16 protein-coding genes are annotated in these 21,221 nt (G+C 63.8%); 4 read left to right on the forward strand and 12 right to left on the reverse strand.

Features of this window, described 5'->3' with window-relative positions; translation table 11 throughout:
* Both AC3CD9_RS03060 and AC3CD9_RS03065 read right to left on the reverse strand, forming a co-directional pair.
* Complete coding sequence (locus AC3CD9_RS03060) at positions 1–1,044, reverse strand: ABC transporter substrate-binding protein (protein WP_488366222.1); 1,044 nt, start codon at positions 1,042–1,044, stop codon at positions 1–3.
* A gap of 85 nt (positions 1,045–1,129) precedes the next feature.
* On the reverse strand, positions 1,130–1,954 hold the full coding sequence (locus tag AC3CD9_RS03065) for an ABC transporter ATP-binding protein (RefSeq protein WP_488366223.1): 825 nt from the start codon (positions 1,952–1,954) through the stop codon (positions 1,130–1,132).
* A gap of 122 nt (positions 1,955–2,076) precedes the next feature.
* Here AC3CD9_RS03065 and AC3CD9_RS03070 point away from each other — a divergent pair, with 122 nt between their 5' ends.
* Positions 2,077–3,210: a metallophosphoesterase family protein gene (locus AC3CD9_RS03070; RefSeq protein ID WP_488366224.1), complete on the forward strand. Its 1,134-nt coding sequence runs from the start codon at positions 2,077–2,079 to the stop codon at positions 3,208–3,210.
* Complete coding sequence (locus AC3CD9_RS03075; protein ID WP_488366225.1) at positions 3,207–5,810, forward strand: AAA family ATPase; 2,604 nt, start codon at positions 3,207–3,209, stop codon at positions 5,808–5,810. The genes AC3CD9_RS03070 and AC3CD9_RS03075 overlap by 4 nt, the downstream gene beginning before the upstream one ends.
* Positions 5,811–6,039: 229 nt before the next feature.
* Here AC3CD9_RS03075 and AC3CD9_RS03080 read toward each other — a convergent pair whose 3' ends face one another.
* The 4 genes from AC3CD9_RS03080 to AC3CD9_RS03095 form a co-directional block, all read right to left on the reverse strand.
* Positions 6,040–7,758 (reverse strand): class I adenylate-forming enzyme family protein, encoded by a 1,719-nt coding sequence (locus AC3CD9_RS03080; protein WP_488366226.1) that lies wholly within the window; start codon positions 7,756–7,758, stop codon positions 6,040–6,042.
* 85 nt (positions 7,759–7,843) lie between these two features.
* Positions 7,844–9,049 (reverse strand): acyl-CoA dehydrogenase family protein, encoded by a 1,206-nt coding sequence (locus tag AC3CD9_RS03085; protein WP_488366227.1) that lies wholly within the window; start codon positions 9,047–9,049, stop codon positions 7,844–7,846.
* Between the two features lie 82 nt (positions 9,050–9,131).
* Positions 9,132–9,926, reverse strand: coding sequence for an SDR family oxidoreductase (locus tag AC3CD9_RS03090; RefSeq protein WP_488366228.1), 795 nt, complete (start codon positions 9,924–9,926; stop codon positions 9,132–9,134).
* A complete protein-coding gene (locus AC3CD9_RS03095) occupies positions 9,923–10,945 on the reverse strand; it encodes a phosphotransferase family protein (RefSeq protein ID WP_488366229.1) in 1,023 nt (340 codons plus the stop codon). The genes AC3CD9_RS03090 and AC3CD9_RS03095 overlap by 4 nt, the downstream gene beginning before the upstream one ends.
* 176 nt (positions 10,946–11,121) lie before the next feature.
* On the opposite strand from AC3CD9_RS03095, the gene AC3CD9_RS03100 reads away from it, so the two are divergent.
* Entirely contained in the window at positions 11,122–12,093 is a 972-nt protein-coding gene (locus AC3CD9_RS03100) for an NADPH:quinone oxidoreductase family protein (RefSeq protein ID WP_488366230.1), read from the forward strand.
* Positions 12,094–12,105: 12 nt separating this feature from the next.
* Here AC3CD9_RS03100 and AC3CD9_RS03105 read toward each other — a convergent pair whose 3' ends face one another.
* A complete protein-coding gene (locus AC3CD9_RS03105) occupies positions 12,106–13,272 on the reverse strand; it encodes an acyl-CoA dehydrogenase family protein (RefSeq protein ID WP_488366231.1) in 1,167 nt (388 codons plus the stop codon).
* A 229-nt stretch (positions 13,273–13,501) separates the two neighbouring features.
* Here AC3CD9_RS03105 and AC3CD9_RS03110 point away from each other — a divergent pair, with 229 nt between their 5' ends.
* Positions 13,502–14,152 (forward strand): TetR/AcrR family transcriptional regulator, encoded by a 651-nt coding sequence (locus tag AC3CD9_RS03110; RefSeq protein ID WP_488366232.1) that lies wholly within the window; start codon positions 13,502–13,504, stop codon positions 14,150–14,152.
* 42 nt (positions 14,153–14,194) lie between these two features.
* Here AC3CD9_RS03110 and AC3CD9_RS03115 read toward each other — a convergent pair whose 3' ends face one another.
* From AC3CD9_RS03115 to pdxA, 5 genes are all read right to left on the reverse strand, one after another.
* Complete coding sequence (locus tag AC3CD9_RS03115) at positions 14,195–15,811, reverse strand: nuclease-related domain-containing DEAD/DEAH box helicase (RefSeq protein ID WP_488366233.1); 1,617 nt, start codon at positions 15,809–15,811, stop codon at positions 14,195–14,197.
* A gap of 131 nt (positions 15,812–15,942) precedes the next feature.
* Positions 15,943–17,325 carry an MFS transporter gene (locus AC3CD9_RS03120; protein ID WP_488366234.1) on the reverse strand — a complete coding sequence of 461 codons (1,383 nt, stop codon included), beginning with the start codon at positions 17,323–17,325 and terminating at the stop codon, positions 15,943–15,945.
* A gap of 423 nt (positions 17,326–17,748) precedes the next feature.
* Positions 17,749–19,206, reverse strand: coding sequence for an amino acid permease (locus AC3CD9_RS03125; RefSeq protein ID WP_488366236.1), 1,458 nt, complete (start codon positions 19,204–19,206; stop codon positions 17,749–17,751).
* Positions 19,207–19,368: 162 nt separating this feature from the next.
* A complete protein-coding gene (locus AC3CD9_RS03130; protein ID WP_488366237.1) occupies positions 19,369–20,094 on the reverse strand; it encodes a DeoR/GlpR family DNA-binding transcription regulator in 726 nt (241 codons plus the stop codon).
* Between the two features lie 66 nt (positions 20,095–20,160).
* Positions 20,161–21,207 (reverse strand): 4-hydroxythreonine-4-phosphate dehydrogenase PdxA, encoded by a 1,047-nt coding sequence (gene pdxA / locus AC3CD9_RS03135; protein ID WP_488366239.1) that lies wholly within the window; start codon positions 21,205–21,207, stop codon positions 20,161–20,163.
* Positions 21,208–21,221 lie beyond the last annotated feature (14 nt).

Raw genomic sequence — 21,221 nt, forward strand, 5'->3', positions numbered from 1 at the left:
CTACTTGGTCAGTGCGTCGACGTAGGCGTCGAGGGCCTGCTCGGACGACTTGGGTCCGCCGAAGGTCCAAATGCCTGCCGGGAAGGCCGTGGTGCGGTCGTCTTTCACTGCGGGGATGTTCGCCCAGATGTCGTTCTTCTTCAGCAGCTCCACATAGTCCTCGGACTCAGGGTCCTCGGTCCCGGTGTAGAAGAAGTTCGCGTCACCGACCTTCGAGATGCCTTCGATATCGGTCTGGCCGAGTCCGTACGCGGGGTCGACCTCACCGGTCCACGCGTTCTTCAGGCCCAGCTCCTCGCCGAGTTCGCCGATGAGCGACCCCTGTCCGAAGGGACGCAGCGCCACATTCGAACCGTTGACCCAGCCGTCGAAGTAGACGAATTCGGTGGTGGCCGGGTCCGCCTCGGCGATGGCCTTCTTCGATTCTTCGAGCTTCGCATCGAAATCGCCGAGGACGGTTTCGGCACGCTCGGTGCGACCGGTCGCCTCGGCGACGGTGGTGAACGTGTCCTTCATGTACTTGACGGGATCCTTGCCGTCGGCGCCGGCCATCGCCATCACGGGGATTCCCTGCTTCTCGAGCTGACCGACGATCTTGTCCTTGCGGTTCGTCGTTTCGATGATGACGAGATCCGGATCGGCCGACAGGATCGATTCGACGTTGGGTTCCTGGCGAGTGCCGACGTCGGTGGTGGAGTCGGGCAGCTTCTCTGCCGTGTCCCAGGTGGTGAAGCCCTTCGCATCGGCGACGGCGGCGGGATCGACGCAGAGGGAGAGAAGATCCTCGGTGTACTGCCATTCGAGAGAGACGACCTTCGCCGCCGGCTTGTCCAGTTCGATCTCGTGGCCGGTGTCGTCGGTGACGGTGACCGGATCCGCCGAGGTGGTGCTCGAGTCGTCAGCGCACGATGCGGAGGTCTGTCCCTTTGCATCAGCAGGGGCGTCGGTATCGGTGGTGCCGCACCCGGTCAGGGCCAGTGCGCAGACCGCCGTTGCCGATGCGAAGGCGGCGAACGAGGTGCGCGACAGAGGTGTTCTGGTCATGATGTTCTTTCTGTGAACCGATCCGCGATCGGAGATGAGGTGGTGCGATTTCTGGGTGTGAACGTCAAAATGTGCGGTGGGGTGCTCAGAGAGCTGCGGCCGGGCGACGAGTCCGTCGGTGGAGAGCTTCGACCCGGACCAGGCCGGTGTCGGCATCGATCCGTGTCGAGATGGGCAGCCCGTAGACCTCGCTCAGCGTCTCGGCGGTGAAGACGTCTTCGCAGGTGCCGACCGAGCGGATGCGGCCCTGTTCGAGCAGTACCACGTGATCGGCGACGGTGGCGGCATGTTCGAGGTCATGGAGGACGACGCCGATGGCGATGGAGTGGTCGTCGGCGAGTTCGCGCATGAGGTCGAGGATCTCCGCCTGGTAGCGCAGGTCGAGATGGTTCGTCGGTTCGTCGAGCAGGAGGATTCCGGTGTCCTGGGCCAGACAGGTCGCCAACCAGACGCGTTGGAGCTCGCCGCCGGAGAGCTGGTCGACCGGACGGTCGGCCATCGCCATGGTGCCGGTGAGGGAGAGGCTGCGATCGATGGCAGCGCGATCGACGTCGGTGAGCCCGGCGAAGCGCTTACGGTGCGGGTGGCGGCCGAAGGTGACGATCTCACGGACACTGAGGCCCGACGGGTGCGGGCGCGACTGGGACAGCAGGGTGACGAACCGGGCAAACTCTCTGGCCGTCAGAGTGCTTGATGGAGTGTCTGCGTCGGCCTCGGTGATGACGACATCGCCCGAGGTGATCGGGTGCAGCCGGGCCAGTGAGCGCAGGACGGTGGACTTGCCCGATCCATTGGGTCCGAGCAGGGCGGTGACCCGTCCGGGGACGATCGTCAGGCTCACGTCATGGACGACCTCGGTGCGGTCGTAGCCCAGATTGAGGCCGGTGGCAGTCAGTGCAATCGCATTCACAAATGATTAGCCTAACCTAAGTCGACGCTTGAGGGTATCTGTGTGGTGCAGATCACTCGCGTCAGTGCCTGCCGATAGTGTGGGCCTGCGACCGTAGGATGGGACCGATTGAGGAGGAGCAGATGAGATTCATCGCCACGGGGGACTGGCAGCTCGGCATGACCGCGCACTACCTCAGCGAAGAGGCACGGCCCAGGTTCCACCGCGCCCGCCTCGACGCCGTTGGCCGCATCGGAGCGCTCGCCGCCGAGACAGGCGCGGAGTTCGTCCTCGTCTGCGGAGACGTGTTCGAAACCAACCAGCTCGACCGCGCCATCATCGTCCGCACCTTCGAAGTCCTCAACGTATTCACCGTGCCGGTCGTGCTGCTTCCCGGCAACCACGATCCCTTGGACGCCGCATCGATCTATGACTCCCCGGCCTTCTCCTCACGGGTGCCCCCGCATGTGCATGTCCTGCGCGGCAGCGACCCCTTCACCGTCGTTCCCGGGGTCGAGATCATCGGCGCCCCCTGGTCCTCCAAACATCCCCAAGGGGATCTCGTCGCCGCAGCGACGAAAGACCTCGCCGAGGTGGCTGCCGGTGATATCCGGATCATCGCCGGCCACGGAGCCGTGAGCGTCCTCGACCCCGATCGGGAATCGCTGGCCACCATCGACACCGACCATCTGCAGGCACTGCTGCGGGAGAACCGTGCCCAGTTCGTCGCGCTCGGCGACCGGCACGCGACCTTCGAGGTCGCCGACCGCATCTGGTATCCCGGAGCACCGGAAGTGACCTCTCGGCGGGAGACCGACCCGGGCAACGTGCTCCTCGTCGACATCGATGCCGACACCCACCGGGCCGAGGTCGAGAAGGTCCACGTCGGCACATGGGCATTCACCGTCATCGAAGCCGACCTCAACTCCGCCGAGGATGTCGCCGAGTTCGAAGAGCGGATGAATGCCATTCCCGACAAGGATCGCACCGCGGTGTGGCTGATCCTGCGCGGCACCCTGCCGACGGCGGCGAAGGCCCGACTCGACGAACAACTCGACCACTTCTCCGACCTGTTCGCGCTCGTCTCACTCTGGGAGCGTCACATGGACCTGGCCGTCGTCGCTGCGGACGACGATTTCGCCGATCTCGGACTGAGCGGATACCTGGAGGAGACCCTCGACGAACTCTCCGAACGAGCCACAGCAGACGACGACTCAGCAGTCACGGCCCAAGACGCACTCGGTCTGCTCTACCGATTCGCCAGGAGCGGCTCATGAGACTCCATTCCATCCGCCTCATCGACTACCGCGCGATCAGCGACGCCACCGTCGACTTCAGCTCCGGGGTGACGATCGTCGAAGGCCCGAACGAGGTCGGGAAGTCCTCGATCCATCAGGCCATCACTCAGCTGCGCGAGGACAAGGACAGCTCTCGCAAGGCCAGCGTCAAAGACACCCAACCGGTCGGTTCCGACGTCGGTCCGCAGGTCGAACTGCACCTGAGCACCGGGGACTACGAACTCCGATACAGCAAACGCTGGATCAAACAGCCCTTCACCGAGCTGAGCATTCTCAAGCCCGTCCCGGAACAGCTCAGCGGCAGCGAAGCACATGAGCGGTTCTTGGCGATCCTCGACGAAACCGTCGATGTCGACCTGCTCGACGCTCTCGACGTCGCTCAGGGCCGCAGCCTCGACCAGGCTCCCCTGGCCGAGATCAAGGCACTGCACGGTGCTCTGGGCGAGGCCGGGGATGAACCGGCTGACCACGATGCCTTCCTCGACAGAGTCGAAACCGAATACCTGAGGTTCTTCACGGCAAAGGGCAAGGAGACGGGTGAGCTGCGCAGGCTCACCGAAGAACTCCCCGGTGCCGAAGAGCAGCATCGTGAACTGCAGGCTCGCAGCGCTGATATGGACGGGTTCGTCGACCGGCATGCTCGAGCAGCCGAGCGGCTGACGAATGGGCGCACTCAGCTGGAATCGGCCGTGACCGAACGCGAAGAGGCCGAACAGGCTGTGCAGTCCGTGTCCGGACTCAAGACCGAACTCGATCGAGCTCTCGAACGCGCGGGCGTCGCACAGAGAGAGCGTCAGCGTGCCGAGGAGGCGCGAGACCGGCGTCAGGCACTCATCACCGAGGTCACCATGGCCGAAGAGTCGGTGAAGACTGCCGACGAAGCACTCGAGAAGGTCACGACCGCACAGCAGGAAGAGGACTCGTCTCTTGCCGAGGCGCAGAAGGGCCTCGAGGCCAAACAGACCGCACTCCTCACTGCTCAGGATGAAGCGAAGACCGCAGCCGCCGATCTCGCTCGGGCCCGCGCACGCAGAGAGGTCGACACTCTGCGGAAGAGGCTGGCCGACATCCGCGACCAGGAACGCAGAGCAGCCGAGGCGAAAGCGACGATCGGGTCGATCACCGTGACCGCGAAAGACGTTGAGAAACTCGGAGGACTGTTCACCGAGCTGCGCATTGCGCAGAACGCGAAGACCGCGGCCGCCGCACAGATCGTCGCCCGCCGCCTCGGCGATACCGCCGTGAGCATCGACGGAACCGATGTGCCGAAGGGGTCCGCCGAGGAATTCGCCGTCACCTCGGACCTGCAGATCCTCATCGACTCCGTCGTCGACATCACCGTGCGACCGGGACAGTCACCAGCCGAACTCGACCGGGCCGTCGACTCCGCGCAGACCTTTCTCGACGCGGAACTCGACCGGCTCGGCGTGACCTCCCTAGAACAGGCACGCGAACGCAGCGAGGTGCGCACCGATGCCGAGGCCGTGCTGGCCGAAGCCTCATCGACTCTGCGAGTGCTCATCGGCGACGACGACCGCGACGGACTCGATGCCGCGCTCACCCGAGCCGAACACGTGGCGGGGGACCCCGCTGATACGAGCGGAACCGCCGCATCGATCGACGACCTCGAAGCACGAGTCGAATCGACGTCAGCAGCCGTCGACGACGCGACTGCACAGGTCGAGACGGCCAGAACCACGTTCGAACGCATTCGCACCGACCGGGATGAGGCACGTGTGGCAGCCGTGCGTGCACAGTCGACGCGCGAACAGGCGGCGACGACGCTGCAGAACCTCAGCACCCGCCTGAGCATGGACAGGGAAGCGAACTCCGATGGTTCCCTCGACGAAGCACTGACCGCTGCCACGGCGACACTGACACAGGCTGAGGACGAAGCCGCTGCCGCACGCTCCGCATACGAGGCCGCCGACCCCGAGACTCTTGAGATGCGACTGCAGAACGCTCTCCAGCTCGTCGACAGCAAACAGAAGCAGCAGGAGAAGGACCGGCAGGAGGTTGATCAGCTCTCGGCTCTCATCGATGACCGTGCGGCCGAGGGCATCTACGACAAGCTCAAAGCTGCAGAGCAGAACGTGGAGTCCATTCGGTCGAAGCAGGCTCGCATGCAGCGGCAGGCAAATGCGATCCGGCTGTTGCGCGACACCGTGCTCGCACACAAGGAAGAGGCTCAGCGGAGGTACGTCGCCCCGTTCAAGGAGGCGATCGAGAAGCTGGGTCGGGTGATCTTCGGTCAGGGACTGTCGGTGGAGATCTCCGAGAACCTCGAAATCGTCTCCCGCACGCTCGACGGACGCACCGTCGCCTTCGACGCGCTCTCGGGTGGGACGAAGGAACAGCTGGCGCTCATCGGCCGACTCGCCGTCGCCACCCTCGTCGATGCGGAAGCCGGGGCCCCGGTCATCCTCGACGATGCCTTCGGCTTCTCCGATGAGCAGCGCCTGGCCGCCCTCAACGTCATCCTCGGCAATGTCGGCCGCACGGCTCAGGTCATCCTGCTCACCTGTCAGCCCGACCGCTTCGCCTCCATCGGCGGCGCCGAAACCGTCAGCCTGAGCTGAAACACAGCCTCCCGCCTCGGCAAACTGCAGGTGATCCGGGCGCGCAGACCACAGTTCGTCCCCTGCATCTGTTTCGATCCAGATGCAGGGGACGCGATGTGAACGGGCAGTGCACCTAATGTGGGAGCACCTGCGCCAAACGTGATGCGATGAGCAGGCCAGGCTCCATTGCGGAGGCACTGCCGGCAGAATTCCTCGGCGAGAAGCCGAAGGAGCATGGATGCTGCCTTCAGTCGGCGGGAGTGGCCGCCCGCTTCGCCGCCTGGGCGGCGTCGACGGCATCGGCGCGGATGGTCCGTCGCAGGATCTTGCCCGAACTCGTCTTCGGCAGCTGATCGATGAACGTCACCTGGTGCGGAGCCTTATAGGAAGCGAGCTTCTGCCGGCAGAATGACACGATCTCCTCAGCGGTCGCCTCGGCGCCGGGCTGCAGGGTGACGAAAGCCGACACATCCTCGCCGCGGTAGTCATCGGGGATTCCCACGACAGCTGCCTCCTGGACGGCCGGGTGCATGTAGAGCACATCCTCGACTTCCCGCGGCCAGACCTTGAAGCCGGAGGCATTGATCATGTCTTTCTTCCGGTCGACGATGAACAGCCACCCGTCTTCATTCATGAACCCGACATCGCCGGTGTGCAGCTCGCCGTTGGGGATCTGCTCGGCGGTGGCCTGCGGGTTGTTGAGGTAACTGGAGACCACCTGCGGTCCGGAGATCGCAACCTCTCCGACCTCCCCGGAGCCCACGGGCTGACCGTCGTCATCGAGGATGCGGATCATCACGTCCGGCTGCGGCAGACCGCAGGCGAGGTTCCCGCTGTCCGGGTCGACCGGGGCTTGGAATCCATGCGGCACGGTGGCGACCTGAGCGCAGGTCTCCGACAGGCCGTAGCCCTGACCGACATAGATCTCGGCACGCTCTTCGAACTTGTTGACCAGTCCTTCGGGCAGCGGTGCACCGCCGGACATGAGGGACTTGAAGGATGCGAACTTCTCGGCGCTGAAGTCGGGGTGCGCCATCATCGCCGTATAGATCGTGGCCGGGCCGGCCATGTACGCAGGCTTCTCCCGATCACACAGAGCGATGAGCGAACCGGGTTCGAAACGATAGTTGAGGATGAGCCGGGCACCACCGGCCACGGCCGCAAGGAACTGGCAGATGAATCCGGTGATGTGGAACAGGGGAGCCAGTGAGACGTAGCCGTCGCCGGGACCCAAGATCGGGTTGCGCAGGCAATAGCGCGAATTGCTCGAGATATTCGCATGAGTCGCCGCCGCTCCCTTCGACCGTCCCGAAGTGCCGGACGTGTAGGCGATGAGACCGAGGTCCGAAGGAGCGGGAGAGTACGGAGTGAAATCGGTATCGAGGTTGCCCTCCACCGTCTCTGCGAACGCAAAGCGTCCTTCGGCCGGCGGCAGGTCCTCGAAGCGCGGCAGCTTGTCGAACATCGCATAGATCGCATCAGGGCCATCCGTCTGGAAGCTCCGGTCATCACTGAGCACAACCAGCGGCAGGTCCGACGTATAGTCCTTGACCCGGTCGAGATAGGCAGCCTGAGAGACGATGAGCCCCTTGACCTCGGAGTCGGCGAAGATGTGCTCGAGCTCGCCGCGGTACATGGGGTTGAGGGGGACGACGGTGCCTCCGGCCTTCCAGATCCCATAGGTGGAGATCACGAACGCAGGGGTGTTCTGATCATAGATGCCGACACGGTCGCCGGGCTTGATCCCGTGGGCCGAGAGGAAGGCAGCGAAAGCTGTCGACCACCGGTCGAACTCCGCCCAGGTCAGGGTGAATCCGTAGTAGTTGATGCCCTCCTCGTCGCCACGAGCGTCGACTGTGTCAGCCAGATCGGCCAAGGGCGTGGAATCCGGCAGCACATAGGGCTCCTGAGCGAGATCGCCCAAAGTGGTGATCCATGGGCGATCCTCAAACCAATTGTTCGTCATTGAACATCCTTTCGCAGGCGGTACCGGGCCCGTGCACACTGCTGCGGGCCCGGTGGGGTCTCACTGTATCGCGGAAGAGCCGACCTCAGCCGCGGTATTTCCTGATCTCATTGCGGGCGATGGAGCGCTTGTGCACTTCATCCGGTCCATCGGCCAGGCGCAGGGTGCGCATATGCGCCCACATCCGGGCCAGTGGGAAGTCCTCGGTGACTCCGCCGCCGCCGTGGACCTGAACCGCCCGATCGATGACCTTCAGTGCCATCGTCGGTGCGACGACCTTGATCTCAGCGATCTCGTTCTTCGCCACCTTGTTGCCGTGCTTGTCCATCATGTCCGCGGCGTGCAGGGTCAGCAGCCGAGCCTGATCGATTTCGATCCGGGACTCGGCGATCCAGTCTTGGATGTTCGCCCGATTCGACAGCTTCTCACCGAAAGTCACGCGGGAATCGGCGCGCTTGACCATGAGTTCGAGCGCCCTCTCGGCGGCTCCGATGGCACGCATGCAGTGGTGGATCCGACCCGGACCCAGGCGCGCCTGACTGATGGCGAAGCCTTCGCCCTCACCCTTGAGAATGTCCTTGAACGGCACGAGCACGTTCTCGAAGACGATCTCGGCATGGCCCTCCCGGTCGGCGTAGCCGTACACGGGCAGGTTGCGCACAACGGTGACTCCGGCGGCATCGATCGGCACGACGAGCATCGACTGCTGACGGTGCACCTCGGCGGTGGGATCGGTCTTGCCCATGACGATGAGCACCCGGCAGTTCGGATGCATCGCGTTCGACGCAAACCACTTGCGCCCATTGAGCACGAATCCGTCGTCGGTGCGCTCCATGCTCATCTCGACGTTCGTCGCATCGGAGCTGGCCACGGCCGGCTCCGTCATCGCGAAGGCCGAAGCGATCTCACCCTCGAGCAGGGGTTTGAGATATTTCTCCTTGTGCTCATCCGTGCCGAAGACCGTGAAGACCTCCATGTTGCCGGTGTCCGGTGCATTGCAGTTGATCGCTTCGGGGGCGATCTCCAGGCTGCGCCCGGTGATCTCGGCCAATGGAGCGTATTCGAGGTTGGTCAGTCCCGGTCCCCATTCCGGGTGCGGGTGGAAGAGATTCCACAGGCCCTGCTTCTTCGCTTCGGCTTTGAGGTCTTCGAGGATCTGCGGCTGCGTGTGGGGGCTGGCTGCCGCGGCCATCTGCTCGGCGTAGACCGGCTCGGCAGGGTAGACGAATTCGTCCATGAAGGCGTTCAGACGCTCCTGATATTCGCGTCCGCGTTCGCTGATTTCCAACACGTGGGCTCCTTGCTTCTCGGTGGGTCTCACACTGCTGTGAGGTCTGGTCTCGGGCGAGTCTCACTCGGTGGTGGGCACGGTGTCACTGTTCGCTGAGTCGGGCTTGGTATCGGGACATTCCGCGCAGCCAGCGGTCGTAGTCACTGCCTTTCATCCGGTACATCTCGAGCACTTCGGGGTGCGGCAGGATGAGGAACTGCTCGTTCTCGACGGCGTCGAGGACGATGGCGGCCACCTCGGCGGGCTCCATGACGGTCCCGGCTGAGGTCACGGCCTTCTGGGCGGCGCCGCCGGCGGATCCGGCGTCGTCGAGCAGGCTCGTGTTCACTCCCATCGGGCAGACCACCGAGGCGCGGATTCCGTCGTCGCGATAGGTCATGGCCAACCATTCCGCGAATCCGACTGACGCATGCTTGGTCACCGAATATGCGGCCGAGCCGATCTGCGTGAGCAGCCCTGCCGCCGAGGCGGTGGCGATGAAATACCCGGAACCGGCCTCTTGCCAACGGGGGACGAGCGCCTGCGCGGCGCGGACATGGGCGCGCGTGTTGACGTCGATGATCGCGTCCCAGTCGGCGTCGGAATCTCCGAGCATCGCCGGACCGATGATTCCGGCATTGGCGAAGTACAGATCGATCCCGCCGAGGCTGTCGTCGGCAGAATCGATGAGCGCACCGATTCCTTCGACCGATGACACGTCGCCTGTCCACGCGAATGCCGAGGTGCCGAGCACGGCGGCGGTGTCGACGACCGTGGGGGAGAGGTCCGCGAGAACGACTGACGCACCGCGTTCGATGAGCTCGGCGGCCAAAGCGGCACCGATTCCACCGGCGGCCCCGGTGACCACTGCACGCTTGCCGGCCAGGGGCGAGGTCATGATCTCTCCAACAGGTCGAGGGCTTGGCGAGCGAGGTCTTCGACCCCGGCTCCGGCCTCTTCCGGGTCGAGATCGAGGTCACCCATCTTGCCAGTCGCCAGTCGCGTGTAGACGCCTTCACGGATGCAGGCCAGTTTCCACATCGCGAAGGCCGAGTAGTAGCTGACATCGTGGACTTCGTGACCGCTGACTTCCTGATAGCGGTCGATGAGTTCGTCTGTGGAGGGGAATCCGTCATCGGTTCGGGGCACCCAGATGCTGGTGTACTGCTCGGGCACCGTGAGCATGGCGGCGAAATAGCCGAGGTCGGTGAGCACCTCGCCGATGGCGGTCAGCTCCCAGTCGACGACGGCATTGACCGTCCCGGAAGGGGTGAAGATCATATTGTTCGGTTTGAAGTCCCCGTGCGCGATTCCCACCGGCGATCCCGCAGGGTCGGGCATGGCCTCGCGGAGGACATCGTGGACCTCATGGATGATCGGAGTCTCGCGCATCGCGATCTTCTCGACCTGCCCGATCCAACGACGCAGCTGTCGGTCGATGAGTCCGCCGGGTCGACGCAGATCGGACAATCCGACAGCATCGACGTCGACGGAATGGATCGCCGCCAGCGCGTCGACCATGCCGAATGCGCAGTCGCGGCGGTTCGCAGGTGGGATGGACCCCCACTCGGTGGGAGTGTTGATCGGGAATCCCGGGCAGTGGTCCATGAACACGAAGGGCACGTCGAGGACCTCGGGGTCGTCGACGATGTGGAGGACGGTCGGCACCGGGACGTCACTGTCATTGAGCGCTGCCATGATCCGGCCCTCACGGGCGACATTGTGCGCGCTGCCGCCCTCGTGGCCCAGGGGCGGGCGGCGCAGGACCCAGCGCGGGCTGCCGTCGACGAGGATGGTGAACGTCAGATTCGACCGACCGACCGACATCACTTCGACATCGAAATCGCTGATCCCGAATCTCCGCTCGATCCATCTGCCGATGCTGTCCGCATCGAACCCTGCCGGTGATTGTGTCATCCTTGACCTTCCCGAGTGAACAGTCGTTCAGTAGAGTTCACAGTATTCATCCCGAGCGGGGGAGTCAAGCCGTGAAAGTGATCACGGTCATAGCCGCTCGGTGTGATAGAGGTGAGAAGACCGCCGACACCGGAGCTCGAGTGTTCCGCGTGCGTCACAACGATAGCGAGGAAACAATGAAAGCCATTCGCGTCACCGCTCTGACCGGCCCCGATGATGTGGAGCACCTCGATGTGGAGCGCCCGTCGCCGGGGCCCGGTCAGGTGCTCATCAAGGTCGCATTTGCCGGCGTAACGTTCCCCGAGGTGCTGCAGACCCGTGGGATGTACCAGGTCAAGCACGACCTGCCCTTCACCCTGGGTTCCGAGGCCTCCGGTGTCGTCGCCGAGGTGGGCCCGGACTCCCGCTACTCCGTCGGGGACCGCGTTGCCGCGATCACCGGAAAGGGAACCTTCGCCGAATACCTCGTCGCCGGTGACGAGGCCACCGTGAAGGTCCCGGATTCGGTGTCCTTAGCCGACGCCGCAGGCATGCCGATGAACGTGCTCACCGCTGACTTCGCACTGCGGGTGCGCGCGAATGCCCAGCCGGGCCAGAGCCTCCTCGTCCACGGAGCCGCAGGCGGCCTCGGGTCGGCCGCGGTGCAGCTGGGTCTGGCGATGGGCCTCGAGGTCATCGCCGTCGTCTCGACCGAGGCGAAGGCCGAAGCTGTTCGTGAGATCGGCGCCACGCACGTCGTCCTCGCAGATGGCTTCAAAGACGCGACGAAGGAGATCTGTCCGGGCGGCGTCGACTTCGTCTTCGACCCCGTCGGCGGCGACCGATTCACTGATTCGACGCGAGTGCTCGCTCCGTTCGGTCGGCTTCTTGTTCTCGGCTTCACTGCCGGTGAGATCCCTTCGATCAAGGTCAATCGCCTGCTGCTGAAGAACATCTCCGTCGACGGCGTCGCCTGGGGCGCGGCGGCCTGGGGCCATCCGAACTTCATCCACGACCAGTGGGAAGCAGTGCTCGGGCACGTCGCCGACGGCAGCCTCAATCCGCGCATCCACGCGAAATACCCCCTGGCCGAGGCATCCTCGGCGATCAGTGAACTCGACGGCCGCTCCGTGATGGGCAAGGTCCTCCTCGAAGTCGCGGGAGAGTAGCCGCGAGCATCATCACCTCTTACGGTGGCGTTTGGCGATATCGCGTCCGATGAGTTCCTTCATCACCTCGTTCGCTCCGCCGAAGATCGCCTGGATGCGGTTGTCCTTGTAGGCGCGGGCGATGGGGAACTCGAGCATGTAGCCGTAGCCGCCGAAGAGCTGCAGGCAGCGATTGACGACCTCGATCTCGAGGTCCGAACCCAGGTACTTCGCCTTGGCGGCGTCGACCGCGGTGAGTTCGCCCTCGTTGAGAGCCAGGGCGCATCGGTCGACGAACGCCTCCAGTGCGTCGACTCGGGTTTCGAGCTCGGCGAGTTCGAAACGGGTGTTCTGGAAGTCGCCGACGGTCTGACCGAAAGCGGGGCGGTCGAAGACGTATTCGGCCGTCCATTCCAACGCCGCGCGCGCCGATGCCAGGGTCCCCGATCCGATGAGGAGGCGCTCGGTGGGGAGGTTGACCATGAGGTGGATGAACCCCTGATCGAGTTCGCCGAGGAGGGCATCGGCCGGCACCCGGACGTCGGTGAACGAGAGTTCGGCGGTGTCCTGAGCGTCTAGGCCGAGCTTTCTCAGTTTGCGGCCCTTCTCGAACCCAGGTGTGCCTGCCTCGACGATGAACAGCGAAGTGCCCTGAGACGCCTTCGCCTCCGGGTTCGTGCGGGCGACGACGATGACGAAATCACAGTGGATGCCGTTGGTGATGAAGGTCTTGGCGCCGTTGATGATCCAATCGTCGCCGTCGCGGACGGCCTTCGTGGTGATGCCCTGCAGGTCCGAACCGGCATCCGGTTCGGTCATGGCGATCGCCCCGATCATCGCGCCCGAGGTCAGTCCAGTCAGATACTTCTCTTTCTGCGCCCGAGTGCCCAACTCCATGAGATAGCCGGGGACGATTCCGTCTGAGACGCCCCAGCCGCTCGTGGCCGCACCGACCCCACGGCGGGCGATCTCTTCGGCTCGCACCATCTCGAACCGGAAGTCGGAGACGCCGCCACCGCCGAACTCCTCGGGGATGGCCAGGCCGATGATGCCCGACTGCGCTGCCTTGCGCCACATTTCCCGATCGACGAGGTGGTTCTCCTCCCATTCCTCGAAGTGGGGGACGACTTCGCGGTCGAGGAACGCTGCGACCGATCCTCGGAATGCCTCGTGATCCTCGTTGTACAGGTTCCTCTTCATCGATTGCGTCCTCTTCTCAAGCAGTGGTTGTCGCTGGGCGGGCAGACAAGCCGGTCCTCGGGCCGCGGCAATGTGTGTGCCCGGTCACTGAGCGTGCGTTCAGTCTGACATTCGCCTGAAAAACAGTCAATGCAGACTGGAACTGTGAGATAGTCGGAAGCAACCCGGTTCGACCGCAGGGCTGCGGTGCCGAACAGCTCCGGAACGGAACGCGGCAGAAGGGGAAGCGATGGATGCCGGCAACCAGGCCGAACGCACTGCGCGCTCACGCGACCTGATCCTCGATGCCACGATCGAATGCCTGCTGCGCGAAGGATATTCGGCGACGACGACGGTGAGAGTCCAATCGATCGCGGGGGTGACCAGGGGGCGTCTGCTCCACCATTTTCCCTCGAAGCAGGACCTGCTCACGGCCGCGGTCAGCCGCCTCGGCGAACAGAGACTCAGCCGACGGTTGGAAGATCACGACGACGAATTCGGTCGGATGCTGGAAACGGAACGACCCGACGCCGCCGACGCCGACGCCGAGGGCAGGAGCGATTGGGCGATTCGGACCCTGTGGACGGGGCTGATGCACGGCAGCTTCTTCTCTGCCCTCGAACTGTGGACGGCTTCGCGCACCGACGATGAACTGGCCGGAAACGTCCGTGAGCACGAGAAGATCGTCCTCGACCGCGTCAGGGACAACGCCCGTGAGCTCTTCGGACCGGCGGTCACGCGGAACCCGGAGTTCGATGAGGTCTTCACGATGATCTTCGCGAGCATGCGCGGAATGGCCGTGACCTACACGTTCTCCCGGCGTGACCCGCATCGGGAACCGATGCTCGCCACCTGGCAGAGGACCGCGCGTACCCTGCTCTTGGGAGCGGCACCGGACTGACATCGCGGACCCACCGACGAGAGCCGGTGAGAAGCTGATCGATCAGCGGCCGTATATCTCGTCGAAGATGGTCAGGTCGCCGACGACGATGAGCTTCGTCGTCGCTCTCGACATACCGACGTAGAGCATGTCGATGGCCCGCTGGGGGTCTCTGAACCCGTTGAGGCAGAGCACCACGGCGGGCCTTTCGAGTCCTTTGAAACCGAGCACATGCCCGTAGAAGACGTCCTCTTCAGCGAAGAACTGATCCCAGTAGGCTGCGATCCCTTCGCTCTCCACGATGTTCTTCTGCTCCGGATGCCTGGATCCGGTGGTCAGCAGTGCGACCTGGCCGGCATTCCACCCGGCATCCATGAGCGCTTCGACTTGCCCATCCGCTTCGGCCACGGCATCCTCGACGCCGACGTCGATCCACTCGATCTCGTCACCGGGTCCGTTGCGTGCGATCGGCGGTTCCAATGCGAGATCGGCGATTCCAGCGACGATCTGGGATGAGTTGCGCAGATTCTCGTCGAGCTGGATGGGGTTCATCGTGATCGGTGATTCGCCGTGACGGTCGAAGATCCGTTGGCGCTCATCGGTGAAGACGTAGAGGGTGTCGGCAAGCTGATTGCGCAGGCAGGATTGGACGGCTTCCCACCACAGCAGGCTGAAGTCCTGGCCTTCGTCGATGACGATGGCGTCGAAGAGGCTCTTGCGCGGACGCTCGTCGGCGAGTTCCTTGAGCATCGTGGGCAGTCGCTGTTCCCAGTACTCCGAGTCGTCGTCGCTGCCGGTGGGTGCGCCCCAGCTGATGGGCAGGTCGTGGAAGAGTCCGACGAACGCGGGCCGGTCGACTTCGGGCCATTGTGCGGTGAAGAGCTGGAGGAAGCGGCCGAGCCCGCGGGAATAGCACATGAGGGCGACCTTCTTCCCCTCCTGCGTCAGCGCTCTGGCTTTGAGCAGTGCCAGATAGGTCTTGCCTGATCCTGCACCGCCGCTGATCTCGGCACGATTCTGGTGGCGGAGGATGCGGATGAGCTTCGCCTGCTCACGGCTGAGGGCATCGGCTCGGTCAGAGATCTCGGAGGCTCTGAGCTTGAGATTCTCCACCGCCTGATTTGTTCTGCGGAGGTTCTTCAGCACGAACTCGTGGCCGGCGGTGAGGTCGTGGCGTTCGGGGTCGAAGTCGAAGCGCAGCTGAGTGGCGATCTTCGATGCCAGGGAATCGATCTCGGTGCCGTCGACGAGTTGGCGCTTCGGCGCGTCCGGCTGGTCCCAGCCGCTCGGCAGTTCCGTGTAGGGGAGGACCGCAAGGTGGCTGATCGGACCGGGAAGTCGAGAGAGCCGCGGGCGCAGATAGTCCACGAGGGTGTGTTTGGCGATCATCGCCTGCTCGAGTGGAGGGGTGGGCAGTCGGTTTCGCTTTCCCTGGGTGCCGGAGGTGAACCAGGCACCGTCGACGACGTCGACGCGTCCGCCTTTGACCTCGACGACGGCGATGCCGGCTCCCGGCCACAGGATGAGGATATCGATCTCGACATCCTTGTCATCGCCGGTCAGTCGTTGACCATGGATGATCGCCGCTGCATCGGGCAGCTGGCGGCACAGCGCATTCCACACGAGCTCCTCGGCTGTGGACCCATTGAAATCTGGCTGTTCGGGAATCAACGTGACCATGATCCGAGACTAACCCAGACTCGGTCGCAGAAGACCGGCGACACTGCAACGGAAGTTCCGATGCGGTGTCGCCGGTCTGGTCTGCGGGGAGTGACGCTTCGCTCAGATGCGGTCGCGAATGGCGGGGACGGTCATTTCGCGTCGTCGACGAGCTCCGATTCGTCGAGGATGACGTCCGCGCCGGTCTCGGGGAGACCGCAGCCGCGCAACGAGGCACCGTTCGTCTCCTTCATGAAGATCGTGGCAATCAAACCGATCGCGCATGCGGCCATAACCAGGTAGGCGGGAATGATGGTGTTTCCCGTCGCGCCGATGAGTCCATCGCTGATCGAGGGCGCGGTGCCACCGAACAGTGCGGTGGAGACGTTGTAGGCGATCGCAAAGCCTGCAAAGCGCACAGGTCCGGGGAACATCGCCGGGAACGTCGCCGAGATGGTCGAGATCTGCGGGATGTAGAGGACACCGAGGACGGCCAGTCCGATGAGTGCCCACACGAAGCCATTGGCCATGAGCATGAACATCGGAATCGCCGCGACGAAGAGGCTGATCAGTGAGAAGTACCAGACGGGCTTGCGTCCTACCTTGTCCGAAAGCATTCCGCCGAACGGGATGAGGATCATCATGAATGCCTGGGCGAGGAACATCACGGTCAGTGAGGCGTTCGCGCTCATGCCGACCGGGTTCTGCAGGTAGGTGGGCATGTAGGACAGCAGCGTGTAGTTGACCACGTTGACCGCGACGACCATGCCGCCGAGGACGAGGAGTTGCTTCTTGTAATTCGCGAACAGGGTCGCGAAGACTTCCCTGACGGACTTGCCTTGATCGCTGTTGTCCAGCTCTTCATAGACAGGGGATTCGTCGAGCTGTGAGCGCAGGTACAGGCCGACGACGCCGAGCACACCGGCGAAGACGAACGGAATCCGCCATGCCCAGTCCGTCATCGTCTGTTCACCGAGTCCGAGCTGCAGAAGGAGGACGAAGAGCGAACCGGCGGCCATTCCGGCCAGAGTGCCGAATTCGAGGAAGCTGCCGAAGAATCCGCGCCGGTTGTCCGGGGCGTATTCGGCCATGAAGGTGGCGGCACCACCATACTCACCGCCTGAGGAGAAGCCCTGGATGACGCGGAGCAGAACGAGGATGATGGGTGCGGCGACGCCGATCGTGGCGTAGGACGGCAAGAGCGCGATGCAGAAGGTGGAACCGGCCATGAGCAGAATCGTCAGCGCCAGTACGCGTTTGCGGCCGAGGCGATCGCCCATCGGGCCCCAGATGATTCCGCCGAGTGGGCGGAAGATGAAGGACACGGCGAACGTCAGCAGCGCCATCAGCTGAGCATGCTCGCCGGGGAAGAAGTGCTGAGCGAGATAGGTGACTGAGACGGCGTAGAGACCGTAGTCGAACCACTCCGTCGCATTGCCCAGGGCAGACGCGGCGACGGCCTTGCGGACCGTCTTGAGATCGGGTTCGGGCGGGGAAGCAGGTGATGCGGATCCTGAGGTATCGGGGATGCTCATGAATTCCTCCAGTCATTCGGATCACAGTCGAAGTGATCCTTCTTTCGAACCGAAGCCACGTTACGAGCCTGTGCTCAGCTTCTCAATCGAAAAATCCTGTCAAATCATCGGCGTGTCAATAGGGGAATAATCGGTTTTGGCGTATCTGACCTGGAGGAACGTTCTGCAGTGTCAATATAGGAGCGGCAAGGATTCTTCACAGGGAACAGTGAAGTTATCGTTATAGCAATCGGGTTGACAGAAAATTCAATCAATGACCGAATTTAACTGCGCAGACGAAAAGAGTAGTCTTCTCTTTCGCCTCAATCGACCGCAGCGCGCACCCCTGTTCGCGGAAAGAGCGGAGGGACCGCGCATAAGCACGGTCCCTCCGCTCAATCGGCTCTGGCCGAGCGACTCAGAAGTCCGAACTGCGGTGCTGGATCAGGATGCCGCAGATTCCTTTGCCGCGGCTGCTGCACGCTGATCCATCGCCGGAGACGTATCGATCCCGCGAGCGTTGAGGCGACGCTTGACCAACGGCCACACGGCGAAGAGCACCGCAGTGGCGACGAGGCTCGTCCACACCTGTGCGCGGCCGTCTTCGCTGAGGAGCATGATGACGACGACGCCGATGACGACGATGATGAGGAAGATGTTGAGGATCGGCGTCAGCCACGATTTCAAGGTCAGTGCTTCTCGCTCGGCTGGGCTGAGTTTGAGACGCATGCGCCACTGGGCGAGGGCAATGAAGACATAGACGAAGAGAGCTACGAGACCGCCGGAGTTCATGATGAAGTCGAAGATCCCCGACGCCGGGACGGTGAAGTTGGCGACAACTGCAGCCAGTGCGCCGAGGCTCGAAGCGATGAGAGCGGCCACTGGGACGTTCGTCTTCGAGCGCTTGCGGATGAGCGCGGGAGCGTACCCCTTGTCGGCCAGGGAAGCGAACATACGGGAGGCCGAATAGAGGCCGGAGTTGAGCACCGAGACGACGGCGGTGAACAGGACGATCGTCATGATCGCCGAGGCGCCCGGCAGACCGAAGAGACCGTAGACATGAGCGAACGGAGCGATCGTATCGGGATCGGGCAGCTCATCCCAGGGAACTGCGGTGACGATGATGAGCACGCCGCCGACGAAGAACAGCATGATCCGCCAGATGACGGTCCGAGTGGCCTGGTTGATGCCGCGAGCCGGATCGACTGACTCGGCCGATGCCATGACAGCGATCTCGGTGCCGAAGTAACTGAAGATGACGGTGGCCACGCCGATCATCACGGCACTGAAGCCCATGGGCATGAAACCACCGTGGTCCCACAGGTTGGATACGGAATTCGTCGCATTGGGCCAGGCGCCGAGCACGAAGAGCGCACCGACGACGAGGAAGACGACGATCGTGATGACCTTGATGCTCGCGAGCCAGAACTCGACCTCACCGAAGACGCGGACCGAGAGGATGTTCGTGCCGATGAAGACGATGACGAGGAGGAGGGACCAGAGCCAGGTGGGAATCGCGGGGAACCAGCCTGCCATGATTCCGCCGCCGACGACCGCTTCGTAGGCGATGACGCCGACCCAGAAGTACCAATACAGCCAGCCGACGAGGTAGGCGGCCCACCCGCCCAAGGACTCGTTCGCATACTCCATGAAGGAACCGACGGCAGGTCGGCGTGCCGACATCTCACCGAGCATCCGCATGGCGAGGAAGACGAGAAGTCCGCCGATGAGATAGGAGAGGATCGCAGCCGGTCCTGTCGAGCGGATGACGTTTCCGGATCCGACGAAGAGGCTTGCACCGATGATGCCGCCGAGCGTGATCATGGTGATGTGCCGGTTGCGCAGCTTGCCGCCCCCAGCGGCGTTGTCAGTGTCAGCACCTGAGTTGTGGGGTTCGCTCATAGAGCTTTCTCCTTGTGAGACCAGGGCTCGGATTTCGCAGGAATGCCGAGCCTCCAGGCAGTCACTGTTGAAACTGCCTCCGGGATTCTACACAGAAGTCGCGAGAATCAGATGTCGTCGATCACACGGTGGTCGGCGAATGGAGTCGTCAGCCCAGAGTTGTCAATCGTGCCGGTGGGACGCGTGCTCGTCGATCCACGTCCAACCGGACGGCATCGGTGCCCATGCGGCGACGTCGCGGCCGGCTTTCGAACTGTCGGCGAGGACGACGACTGCTCCGGCCCGCTCGGCGATGAGCTCTTTCGTGCGTGCTTCGTCGAGGCTCGGTTCGCCGAGACCCTGTGCCGGATCCACGGCATCGGCACCGAGGAATGCGATGTCGACATGGATGCGCGACAGCGCATGATCGGACAGCGCGCCGGTGGTGCCGTGCGAAAGGGTCGAGACCTCGCCGCCGACCATGATCACTGTGGGGCCGGCGGGATGAGCCAAGGCCAGCGCGATCTCGAGACCGCGAGTGAACACGGTGATTCCTCTGCGGTCTCTGATCCGCTCGGCCAAACGCACGGTCGTCGAACCGGCGTCGAGGAAGACGGTGCGCACTCGGGCGTCGTCGAGTCGTTCGAGCGCGCGTGCGGCGATCGTGTCCTTCGCCTCCGCCTGCTGCTCCATGCGCTCGCCCAAAGGCGGTTCGACATAGCCTGCGGCTGCGGCTCCGCCGATGGTGCGGATGATCTCGCCGTCTGCGGCCAACTCACGCAGGTCGCGGCGGATCGTCGATTCCGAGGTCTCGAGTGCCTCGGCCAGGCGAGGGATGCTCCACGAACCGGTCTTGAGCAGGCCGAGTATGGCTTCGCGGCGGCGCTGGGTCCCCGATCGGATCGCCATCTGTTCTCCCTCTCCTTCGGCGATGATCCGGCCGCAGCGACGCCGCGGCCGGAGATACGACTCAGCCTACTGCGGCAGGTACTCCGCGCGGATGCCGTCGACGAACGGAGCGTATCCGATGGCCGCGCGGTAGGCTGAGCGCATGGTGCCCGCATCGGCGATACCCTGACCGGCGATGTCGAAGGCTGTTCCGTGATCGACGGACGTGCGCAGGATCGGCAATCCGACGGTGACCGAGATGGTGCCGTCGAAGTCGAAGGTCTTCGACGCGATGTGCCCCTGATCGTGGTACTGAGAGAGGATGCCGTCATAGCGGCCGGTCAGCCCCTGGTGGAAGACGGAATCGGCCGGGATCGGTCCGGCGACTTCGAAGGCGCCACCTGCGTTGACCTTCTCCACGGCCGGGCGGAGGATTTCGATCTCCTCGTCGCCGAAGGCACCGTTCTCGCCACCGTGGGGGTTGAGCGCGGCGACGGCCAGTCTCGGCGAGGCCACGCCGTAGAGCTGGAGGGCACGGTGGGCGCGTTCGATGGAGTCGACCTGCGTGTCCACGGTCAGGGCGTCGAGAGCCTTGCGCAGGGACATGTGGCGGGTGGCGAAGAAGATCTGGAGTTTGTGGTCGGGAACCTTCTTGTTCTCCACGACGAACATCGTGTCCTGCTTCGTCACTCCGGTCAGTTCACCGAGCATTTCGGTGTGCCCGAGGTGCTGCGAACCGGATTTCCACACGGCTTCTTTGTTGATGGGGCCAGTGACGATGCCGGCGACCTGCTGATCCATGGCCGCCTTGGTGGCGAGCTCGATCGCGGCCACCGAAGCCCTGCCGGCGCGGGCATCGACGACTCCCCAGTCGGGAAGGTCATCCCCGAGAACGCCGATATCGAAGACATCGATGACGCTTTCACCGGCCGACGGGGTCGACCAGTCGGAGATGGAGCGCAGTTCGACGTCGAGTCCGAGGACGTCGACGGCCCGTTTCATCACGGCCAGATCCGCCACAGCGATTCCATGCTGATCGTCTCTGCCGGCGAACTCCGCAAGCACCGTGGCGGTGATCTCCGGTCCGATTCCGACCGGGTCACCCACGGTCACGGCGAGTGCTGGTGCTGTCATTTCTGTCTCCTCAG

This window comes from Brevibacterium sp. MGP-B1, from assembly GCF_057766545.1.

Coding starts and splice junctions, on each gene's coding strand:
- AC3CD9_RS03120 (WP_488366234.1), bottom strand. CDS start 17,325: ATGAGCATCCCCGATACCTCAGGATCCGCATCACCTGCTTCCCCGCCC.
- AC3CD9_RS03095 (WP_488366229.1), bottom strand. CDS start 10,945: ATGACACAATCACCGGCAGGGTTCGATGCGGACAGCATCGGCAGATGG.
- AC3CD9_RS03075 (WP_488366225.1), top strand. CDS start 3,207: ATGAGACTCCATTCCATCCGCCTCATCGACTACCGCGCGATCAGCGAC.
- AC3CD9_RS03110 (WP_488366232.1), top strand. CDS start 13,502: ATGGATGCCGGCAACCAGGCCGAACGCACTGCGCGCTCACGCGACCTG.
- AC3CD9_RS03105 (WP_488366231.1), bottom strand. CDS start 13,272: ATGAAGAGGAACCTGTACAACGAGGATCACGAGGCATTCCGAGGATCG.
- AC3CD9_RS03060 (WP_488366222.1), bottom strand. CDS start 1,044: ATGACCAGAACACCTCTGTCGCGCACCTCGTTCGCCGCCTTCGCATCG.
- pdxA (WP_488366239.1), bottom strand. CDS start 21,207: ATGACAGCACCAGCACTCGCCGTGACCGTGGGTGACCCGGTCGGAATC.
- AC3CD9_RS03080 (WP_488366226.1), bottom strand. CDS start 7,758: ATGACGAACAATTGGTTTGAGGATCGCCCATGGATCACCACTTTGGGC.
- AC3CD9_RS03130 (WP_488366237.1), bottom strand. CDS start 20,094: ATGGCGATCCGATCGGGGACCCAGCGCCGCCGCGAAGCCATACTCGGC.
- AC3CD9_RS03070 (WP_488366224.1), top strand. CDS start 2,077: ATGAGATTCATCGCCACGGGGGACTGGCAGCTCGGCATGACCGCGCAC.
- AC3CD9_RS03125 (WP_488366236.1), bottom strand. CDS start 19,206: ATGAGCGAACCCCACAACTCAGGTGCTGACACTGACAACGCCGCTGGG.
- AC3CD9_RS03090 (WP_488366228.1), bottom strand. CDS start 9,926: ATGACCTCGCCCCTGGCCGGCAAGCGTGCAGTGGTCACCGGGGCCGCC.
- AC3CD9_RS03100 (WP_488366230.1), top strand. CDS start 11,122: ATGAAAGCCATTCGCGTCACCGCTCTGACCGGCCCCGATGATGTGGAG.
- AC3CD9_RS03115 (WP_488366233.1), bottom strand. CDS start 15,811: ATGGTCACGTTGATTCCCGAACAGCCAGATTTCAATGGGTCCACAGCC.